Consider the following 8,231-nt stretch of genomic DNA (forward strand, 5'->3'; position numbering starts at 1 on the left):
TCTTCACTTCCACCGTCTGGATGCGCGGCGCGGGACGCAAGGCCCCCGGCAGCGCATCGGGCAGGAAGAGCTGAAGCGACAGCGTGACGAGCAGCGCGGCCGCAAGCGCGCCGACGGCGGATGCGATCGAGCGCCAACGTTTCACGCGACCCTCGAGACGAATCACATTGCCATCGTCGACGATTGGCACTTGCGGCGTCCGGACGACCTCGGGATCGGGTGCGTGGATCTGCGGCATGAAGACCGGCGCGATATCAGCAATCGCATCGGACCCAGAGCGCATCGGCTCGGGCTGCCCTGCTTCGGTAGGCTGCGGCTGCGGTTGCGGTGGCTGCTCCGACGGCGCTTCTGGCGGCGCAGTTTCGATCGGCGGGATGGGTGGCGGCGCGATTTCGGCCAGAACAGGCGGCTGCTGCGCAAGCGCCGTGCGCGCGATCTCGGACCTGATGTTCTCCCACACGATCGGACGCGGCTCGACCGAACCGACCATCTGGTTGAGCGCGCCGAGCCGGAAGGCCCAGGCCTGCACGATCGCGGCGAATGCCTCGTCCACCGCCATCATGGTCTCGACCTGCGCGCGCTCATCGGCATCGAGGGTGCCGAGCGCATATTCCGCGGCGAGCGCGATATGGTCCTCCGTGTAAGCCATCAATTGCAGTCCAGAACCATCCTCATCATCAAGCCATCACAATCCCAGGCATTCCCGGATATCCAACATGCTGCGCCGGAGCCACGTCTTCACCGTGTTGACGGGAGCGGCGAATTTCTCCGCCAATTGCTCGCGGCTCCAGCCGTTGTAATAGGCGAGAAGCACGAGCCGCTGACGGTCCGGCTCGAGCCGGCCGACGCATTCCAAGAGCCGCTTCAACTCTTCGGTCATCTCCCGGCGCGCCAGCGGGTCGGGGCTGTCGGCCGCGACCTCCATCGCCTGAGGCTCTTCCTCGATGGAGACTTCCGACTTCTTGCGCACGATGTCGATCGCACGGTTGCGCGCGATCGAGGCCATCCACGTGATCGGCGACGACAACGCCGGATCGAACCGGCCGGCGCTGTTCCAGATCTTGACGTAGGTCTCCTGAATAACCTCCTCTGCGAGATCCTGTCGGCGCAAGATACGGAGCACGACGCCATAGAGTTTCGCGCGCGTGGCGGCGTAGAGGCGCTCGAACGCGCCCTGATCGCCCTTTGCCACCGCCTCAATCAACCCGACCAGCTCTGCTGGCGTCAGCATTCCGCCCCCCAAACAGGCCCTCGCGTTCCGCGCAAGCCCTGGCACCGCACCACCATAGCGCGCGGCAAAGCCGACCACCAAGGGGTGCGGTGCCACACTGTGGACAGCACATGCGAAAAACCCGGACCTTGCGGTCCGGGCCTGGCAAATTCCAAGGCGATCTGGCTGCTAGCGGCTCAGGCGACGGCGCCGATGCGGGCGCGCATCAGGCCGATGCTGTCGAGGTCGGCCTGCTCGCGGGCATTCTCTTCGGCGCGTTCGCGGGCCTGGTCGCGCTCGTCGAGCAGCTCGACCTTCTTCAGCTCCTCGAAGGCCTCGGCCAGCGCGGCCTTGGCTTCGTCGAGCTGGCCCTTGAGCTCGTCGGCCGAGCGGGTCAGGTTCTCGCGGCGCTGGATCGCAGCCTTGGCATAGGTCGGATAGGCAAAGTGCGAGGGATCGTTGATCCCGGCACGCTCCTGCTCGGTCGTGATCTCGCGCTCGAGATCGGTCGACATCCGCTGGAAGTCGGCGATCATGGTCTCGATCTGGGTGACCCGGCGGCGCTTTTCGTCGACCTGAAACTTCTTCAGGCGAATGAGGGTATCTCGTGACTTCATCGACTCGTACTCCCCAGAAGTCCCCCCGCTGCACGTGGGACGATACCGGTCACCCCACGGGCCCGATGGGGGCCCAGACCGGCTCTGCTACTCTGTGGGATGGGATGATGACGGGACAAAGTTAGCGTTCCGTTTCCAAATTGCCGAGGATTTGCGCCAACTGGCGGTAGCCGTCCGCCAGTGATGCATTTTCGTCCTTGCGCTGGCGCAGGAAGGCCTCCAGCGGCTCGTGCAGGCGGATCGCCTCGTCGACTTCGGGGCTGGAGCCGGCCCGGTAGGCGCCGAGACGGATCAATTCCTCCATGTCGGCATAGGTCGCCATCACCGCCCGCGCCTTCTGGATGACGGGCCAGAAGTGCGGATCGGCCGATTTCGGCATGGTGCGGGAGACGGATTTGAGGATGTTGATCGCGGGATAGCGGCCGCGCTCGGCGATCGAGCGCTGCATCACGATGTGGCCGTCCAGGATGCCGCGGACCGCATCCGCGATCGGTTCGTTATGGTCGTCGCCGTCGACCAGCACCGTGAAGATCGCGGTGATGGCGCCCTCGCCGAGACCCGGCCCGGCCCGCTCCAACAGTTTCGGCAGCTCGGTGAAGACGGTCGGCGTGTAGCCCTTGGCGGTCGGCGGCTCGCCGGCGGACAGGCCGATCTCGCGCTGGGCCATGGCAAAGCGCGTCACCGAGTCCATCAGGCAGAGTACGTCCTGGTCCTCGTCGCGAAAATATTCGGCGACCGCGAGCGTCAGATACGCCGCCTGGCGGCGCATCAGCGCCGGCTCGTCGGATGTCGCGACCACCACGACCGAACGCGCCAGGCCCTCCTCGCCGAGGTCGTCCTGCAAAAATTCCTGCACCTCGCGGCCGCGTTCGCCGATCAGCCCGATGACGCTGACCGCGGCATCGACGTTGCGCGCCAGCATCGACAGCAGCACCGATTTGCCGACGCCGGAGCCTGCAAAGATGCCCATGCGCTGGCCGCGGCAGCAGGTGAGAAAGGTGTTCATCGCGCGCACGCCGAGATCGAGCGGCGCGCCGACCCGCTTGCGCGAATGCGCCGGCGGCGGCGTATTGCGGAACGGCATCGGCGATGAGCCTTGCGGCAATGGCCCCTTGCCGTCGATCGGCTCGCCCAGCGCATTGACGACGCGGCCGAGCCAGGCCGCTGACGGCCGCACTTGATTGGCGGCATTGGCGATGACGGCCTTGCAGCCGCGGCGCACGCCGTCGAGGCCGGCGAACGGCATCACGACAGCGTTGTTGCCGGAGAAGCCGATCACCTCGCAGGGAATCGAACGGTTGGCGCCGGTCTCGATCACGAGCCGAGCGCCGACCGACATCGCGTGAATAGGTCCTGCCACCTCGACCATCAGGCCGCGGACGCCGACCACGCGGCCGTAAATATTGACGCCGTCGATGTCGCCGATCTGTTCGGCCAAAGCCTTCATCGGAGGGCCTTCATTAAGGTGCGCGCCTTGGACATCCGGGACTTCACGGTGAAAACCTTAAGTTTCGCCATATTTCTGAACGGAGCTTAACTTCGTGTTTACCCGCATCATTAATCATTGCGTCACTGTCTTTGTGACTGAGCGTGACTCCCCTTCAGAAGAAGGCTGAGTCTCGGGAGTCGGTTAGGCCCGTCTCTTAAAGTGGAACTTGAACGGAGCTGGGTGACGAAAGCTGCTTCACGCGCAAGACCTTAGGGCGATTCGACAAAAATTGCACCGGGGGGACTTGCGTTCCAGAATCAGAGTTTGTTAACCATCTGTTGTCAGGATCCGAATCAGTTGTTCAAAGGCGTTTTGTTGAGTGCCGCGAATGCGGCCGACCTGACGCCCAGGAGCGGCGACTATGGGGAACTGGCATGCGCGTTTTGCTGATTGAAGATGACAGCGCCGTCGCGCAGTCGATCGAGCTGATGTTGAAGTCTGAGAGCTTCAACGTCTACACGACCGATTTGGGGGAAGAAGGCGTCGATCTCGGTAAATTATACGATTACGACATTATCCTTCTCGACCTCAACCTGCCCGACATGTCCGGCTACGACGTGCTCAAGCAGCTTCGGGTCTCCAAGATCAAGACACCGATCCTGATCCTCTCCGGCCTCGCCGGCATCGAGGACAAGGTCAAGGGTCTCGGCGTCGGCGCCGACGACTACATGACCAAGCCCTTCCACAAGGACGAGCTGGTGGCCCGCATCCACGCGATCGTGCGCCGCTCCAAGGGCCATGCCCAGTCGGTCATCCAGACCGGCGACCTCGTCGTCAACCTCGACACCAAGACGGTGGAAGTCGGCGGCCAGCGCGTGCATCTGACCGGCAAGGAATATCAGATGCTGGAGCTGCTCTCGCTCCGCAAGGGCACGACCCTGACCAAGGAAATGTTCCTCAACCATCTCTATGGCGGCATGGACGAGCCCGAGCTGAAGATCATCGACGTCTTCATCTGCAAGCTCCGCAAGAAGCTGGCCAACGCCTCCGAGGGCCGCAACTTCATCGAGACCGTGTGGGGCCGCGGCTACGTGCTGCGCGAGCCGCACGAGCACGAAGAGCGCATTCCCGCCTGATCTCCTGGGTTTACGTCGCAGGCCCCCTTCGGGCTTGCTCCTCCCAGCCTGGACCCCGCCGCAAATGGCGGGGTTTTGTTTTTTTGGGACGTCTTCTCCCTCTCCCGCTTGCGGGAGAGGGCCGGGGAGAGGGTTTCTCCACATCGGGACAATCCCTGTGTGGAGAGAACCCCCACCCGGCGCTTCGCGCCGACCTGCCCCGCAAGCGGGAGACGTGCACCACCATCGCGGCTACGGCCTCCTCTCTCTTAACGTTTGAACCGCTATCCTTCCCCCGCCGACGAATGGTCGCTGCACGATGGGGGAACGATGATCCTGCAATCACTTGCCGGCCTGCCCGCCTTCCTGGTCTATTTCTGCACCGGGCTGATCGCGATCGTGGCGTATCTGTTCGTCTACACCCGCATCACGGCACATAACGAGTTCCAGCTGATCCGCGACAACGAGCCGGCCGCGGCGATTGCGCTCGGGCTGAGCCTGCTCGGCTTCGTGGCGCCGCTGGTCAGCGCGATCGCGCATTCGGCCAATGTGCTGGACTGCCTGATCTGGGCGACGATCGCGCTAATCGTGCAGATCATCGTGTTCTTCCTCGTGAAGGTCCCGGTGCCGAACCTGTCGGCGCGGATCTCTGCCGGCGAGCTTGCCCCGGCGATCTGGCTTGGCCTGTCCTCGCTCGCCGCGGGCCTTTTGAACGCCGCCTGCATGATCTACTGACATGGCCGACAAACCCTCCAAAAAGGAGTTCGGCAAGCGCCGGCCGGTCGGCGAGCCACCGCCTGTGCGATCGCCGGTGAAGCGCTCCGGCCATGTCGCGCTGCTGGTGATGGGCACGCTCGCGGTCGGCACCACCGCCTACACGATGATGCCGGGGAATTGCGAGCCCGCTCCGCCCGGGACGGACCCGGCGCTGCAGGCGAGCACCAATTGCAGCAGCAGGAGCAGCTCCTCGAGCAGCGGCAGCTCGCGCTGGTCGTCGCGATCGAGCTTCTTCAGCAGCGATTCCTCGAGCCAATCCTCGTCGGGAACGTCGTCCGATTCCGGCCACAGCAGCGTGAGCCGCGGCGGCTTCGGCTCGTTCGGCCATGGCTTCTCGGGCGGCGGCTAGCGCATGATCCGGAAAAGTGGCCACCGGTTTTCCGGCAAGATCATGCGCAGGAAATAACATGCAGCGCATCACCTGTCTCGAGCGCGACGACTGGCGAGAGACCGCAGCGCAATGCGGCTTCGTCTTCCACACCATCGACGGCGAACGCTATTGGGACGAGCGCGCCTATTACGGCTTCACGCTCGACGAGATCGAGCGTGGCATCGAGACGCCGACCGGCGAGATCGAGGCGATGTGCCTGGAGCTTGCCGGCCGCGTCATCGGCGACGAGCGGCACCTGCGCCGCTTGCAGATTCCGGAAGCGTTCTGGAGCCTGATCGTCGAGAGTTGGAAGCGCGACGACCGTAGCCTCTATGGCCGGCTCGATCTCAGTTTCGACGGCAAGGGTCCGGCCAAGCTGCTCGAATACAACGCGGATACGCCGACCTCGCTGTTCGAGGCTGCCGTCTTCCAATGGACCTGGCTCGAACAGGCGATCGAACGCCGTGTCATCCCCGCGCGTGCCGATCAGTTCAACTCCATCCACGAGCGGTTGATCGCGGCGTGGAAGGAGATCGCCGGCGGCCGCCACGTCCATCTCACCGGCAGCACCGGCAATCAGGAAGACGCCGGCACGCTCGCTTATCTCGAAGACACCGCACGCCAGGCCGGGCTCTCGACCAGGCTGCTCGACATCGAGCAGGTCGGCTGGCGCGATGAGCCTGGCTGCTTCGTCGATCTCGACGATGGCGATATCACGCTGGCCTTCAAGCTCTATCCCTGGGAGTGGATGTTCCACGACGCCTTCGGTGCCAAGCTGAAGGACGCGCCGACGCGCTGGATCGAGCCGCCGTGGAAGGCGGTGCTGTCCAACAAAGGCATTTTGCCGCTGCTCTGGGAGATGTTTCCGAACCACCCCCATCTGCTGCCGGCCTTCTTCGAGGACGATCCGCGCGCCGCTGAACTCGGCAGCTCCTATGTGCGCAAGCCGCTGCTGTCGCGCGAAGGCGCCAATGTCACGATCGTGTCCGGCGGCATGGCGCTCGACGAGCAGGCAGGCCCTTACGGAGCCGAAGGCTTTGTGCGGCAGGCTCTAGCGCCGCTGCCGAATTTTTCCGGATTCTATCCGGTGATTGGAAGCTGGCTGGTGAACCACGAACCGTGCGGATTGTCGATCCGCGAGGACGAGAGCCCGATCACGGGTAACCGCTCGCGGTTTTTGCCGCATGCGATTTTGTGAGGCTTGTCATTCCGGGGCGCTCGCGAAGCGAGTGAGCCCGGAATGACGAGGAGAATCACCGCGCCGCGGCGATCTTCAACGACGGCGGCATCAATCCGGCCATGGGGCGGCCGGAGCGCGCGGGGTTGAGCTGGTAGAGACCGCGGCGATCCGCGATGGGGCGGAACGCATCGGTGATGCCGACGACGGATTCGGCAGCCCCGAGCAGCAGCGTGCCGTCGGCCTCCAGGCCCTTCGCCATCCGCTCGAAGATCACCGCCTTGGTGTCCTGATCGAAATAGATCAGCACGTTGCGGCAGAAGATCACGTCGAAGGTGCCGAGATGAGAGAAGTCCTGCAACAGATTGAGCTGGCGGAACTGCACCATCGCGCGAATGTCGGCATTGAGCTGCCAGACTTCGCCGACCTGCGTGAAATACTTCATCAGGTGCTGGATCGGCAGCCCGCGCTGCACCTCGAACTGGCTGTAGATTCCGGCCTTCGACTTCTCCAGCACCTCCTGCGACAGATCGGTGGCGACGATCTCGATGCGCCAGCCGGCGAGGGCCGTGCCCATCTCCTTCACGCACATCGCGATCGAATAGGGCTCCTGCCCGGTCGAGGACGCCGCCGACCAGATGCGCAAGTTCTTGCGCGCCGCGCGCGCCTTGATCAGCCCCGGCAGGATGGTCTCGCGCAAATGATCGAACGGGATCTTGTCGCGGTAGAAGAAGGTCTCGTTGGTGGTCATCGCTTCGACCACGTCGGTCGCAAGCCGGCCGTCGCCGTTCCGGATCTTCAGCACGAGATCGGGAATGCCTGATAGACTCGCCTTGCGGGCGAGCGGCAGCAGCCGGCTCTCGACCAGATATTGCTTCTCGGGGGACAGATCGAGGCCGGAGCGCTCTTTCAAGAACTTGCGCAGATAATCGTAGTCGGTGGGCGTCACGAGCGATCTCCCGCGAACAGGCGGTTGACCTTGGCGCCGATCTGGTTGAGCGGCAGGATCGCCGCGCAGATGCCGGCATTGGCCGCCGCGCCCGGCATGCCCCAGACCACGCTGGAGGCTTCGTCCTGCGCGATGACGCTGCCGCCGGCGGCAACGATGTCCTTGCCGCCGCGCATGCCGTCCGAGCCCATGCCCGTCAGGATCACGGAGAGGATGCTGCCGTGCCAGACGTCGATGGCGGAGGTGAAGAGCGGATCGACCGCGGGCTTGCAGAAATTGACGGCGGGGCCGTCGTCGAGCGCGATCACGGTGTCCGCGCCGCTGCGTGCGACGCGCATGTGCTTGCCGCCCGGCGCGAGATAAATCCGTCCCGGCTTCACCGGCTCGCCGTCGACCGCCTCGGCCGCGGGCTTGCGGCTCGAACGCGCGAGGTGCTCGGCGAGAATGGTGGTGAAGGTCGGCGGCATGTGCTGGGTGATCAGCACCGGGACGCGGTCGATCACCGGGCCGAGCTCGGTGACGAGCGCCATCAGCGCCTGCGGACCGCCGGTCGAGGAGCCGATCAGCAGCACCTTAGGGGCCTGGGT

At 64.5% G+C, this 8,231-nt stretch carries 9 protein-coding genes and 1 pseudogene; 4 read left to right on the plus strand and 6 right to left on the minus strand.

What is annotated here, in order from left to right:
* The 4 genes and pseudogenes from MOV74_RS24785 to fliI all read right to left on the minus strand — a co-directional run.
* Window positions 1-649 (minus strand): annotated as a pseudogene (locus MOV74_RS24785) (hypothetical protein); the annotation flags it as partial.
* 36 nt (window positions 650-685) lie between these two features.
* A complete protein-coding gene (locus MOV74_RS24790) occupies window positions 686-1,231 on the minus strand; it encodes a sigma-70 family RNA polymerase sigma factor (protein WP_246928561.1) in 546 nt (181 codons plus the stop codon).
* 176 nt (window positions 1,232-1,407) lie between these two features.
* On the minus strand, window positions 1,408-1,827 hold the full coding sequence (gene fliJ, locus MOV74_RS24795; RefSeq protein ID WP_008138882.1) for a flagellar export protein FliJ: 420 nt from the start codon (window positions 1,825-1,827) through the stop codon (window positions 1,408-1,410).
* A 121-nt stretch (window positions 1,828-1,948) separates the two neighbouring features.
* On the minus strand, window positions 1,949-3,274 hold the full coding sequence (fliI, locus tag MOV74_RS24800; RefSeq protein ID WP_246928542.1) for a flagellar protein export ATPase FliI: 1,326 nt from the start codon (window positions 3,272-3,274) through the stop codon (window positions 1,949-1,951).
* 416 nt (window positions 3,275-3,690) lie between these two features.
* Here fliI and ctrA point away from each other — a divergent pair, with 416 nt between their 5' ends.
* From ctrA to MOV74_RS24820, 4 genes are all read left to right on the plus strand, one after another.
* Window positions 3,691-4,392 (plus strand): response regulator transcription factor CtrA, encoded by a 702-nt coding sequence (gene ctrA, locus MOV74_RS24805; RefSeq protein WP_008138878.1) that lies wholly within the window; start codon window positions 3,691-3,693, stop codon window positions 4,390-4,392.
* A 309-nt stretch (window positions 4,393-4,701) separates the two neighbouring features.
* Window positions 4,702-5,106, plus strand: a complete 405-nt coding sequence (locus tag MOV74_RS24810) for a DUF350 domain-containing protein (RefSeq protein WP_246928544.1) — start codon at window positions 4,702-4,704, stop codon at window positions 5,104-5,106.
* A gap of 1 nt (window position 5,107) precedes the next feature.
* Window positions 5,108-5,497 carry a hypothetical protein gene (locus tag MOV74_RS24815; RefSeq protein WP_246928546.1) on the plus strand — a complete coding sequence of 130 codons (390 nt, stop codon included), beginning with the start codon at window positions 5,108-5,110 and terminating at the stop codon, window positions 5,495-5,497.
* Between the two features lie 58 nt (window positions 5,498-5,555).
* Window positions 5,556-6,716: a glutathionylspermidine synthase family protein gene (locus MOV74_RS24820; protein ID WP_246928549.1), complete on the plus strand. Its 1,161-nt coding sequence runs from the start codon at window positions 5,556-5,558 to the stop codon at window positions 6,714-6,716.
* Window positions 6,717-6,771: 55 nt separating this feature from the next.
* On the opposite strand, the gene MOV74_RS24825 is transcribed toward MOV74_RS24820, so the two are convergent.
* Window positions 6,772-7,644, minus strand: a complete 873-nt coding sequence (locus MOV74_RS24825) for a protein-glutamate O-methyltransferase CheR (protein ID WP_246928552.1) — start codon at window positions 7,642-7,644, stop codon at window positions 6,772-6,774.
* Window positions 7,641-8,231: chemotaxis protein CheB (locus MOV74_RS24830; RefSeq protein ID WP_309486833.1), on the minus strand; the 591-nt coding region annotated here is incomplete at its 5' end. The genes MOV74_RS24825 and MOV74_RS24830, both read right to left, overlap by 4 nt.

Origin of the sequence: Bradyrhizobium sp. SHOUNA76, from assembly GCF_023006445.1 — a bacterium.
GTDB lineage: Bacteria > Pseudomonadota > Alphaproteobacteria > Rhizobiales > Xanthobacteraceae > Bradyrhizobium.

What these genes read in the sequence shown, in the direction of transcription:
- MOV74_RS24810 (WP_246928544.1), top strand. Translation starts at nt 4,702, where the DNA reads ATGATCCTGCAATCACTTGCCGGCCTGCCCGCCTTCCTGGTCTATTTC.
- MOV74_RS24815 (WP_246928546.1), top strand. Translation starts at nt 5,108, where the DNA reads ATGGCCGACAAACCCTCCAAAAAGGAGTTCGGCAAGCGCCGGCCGGTC.
- fliI (WP_246928542.1), bottom strand. Translation starts at nt 3,274, where the DNA reads ATGAAGGCTTTGGCCGAACAGATCGGCGACATCGACGGCGTCAATATT.
- MOV74_RS24790 (WP_246928561.1), bottom strand. Translation starts at nt 1,231, where the DNA reads ATGCTGACGCCAGCAGAGCTGGTCGGGTTGATTGAGGCGGTGGCAAAG.
- ctrA (WP_008138878.1), top strand. Translation starts at nt 3,691, where the DNA reads ATGCGCGTTTTGCTGATTGAAGATGACAGCGCCGTCGCGCAGTCGATC.
- fliJ (WP_008138882.1), bottom strand. Translation starts at nt 1,827, where the DNA reads ATGAAGTCACGAGATACCCTCATTCGCCTGAAGAAGTTTCAGGTCGAC.
- MOV74_RS24820 (WP_246928549.1), top strand. Translation starts at nt 5,556, where the DNA reads ATGCAGCGCATCACCTGTCTCGAGCGCGACGACTGGCGAGAGACCGCA.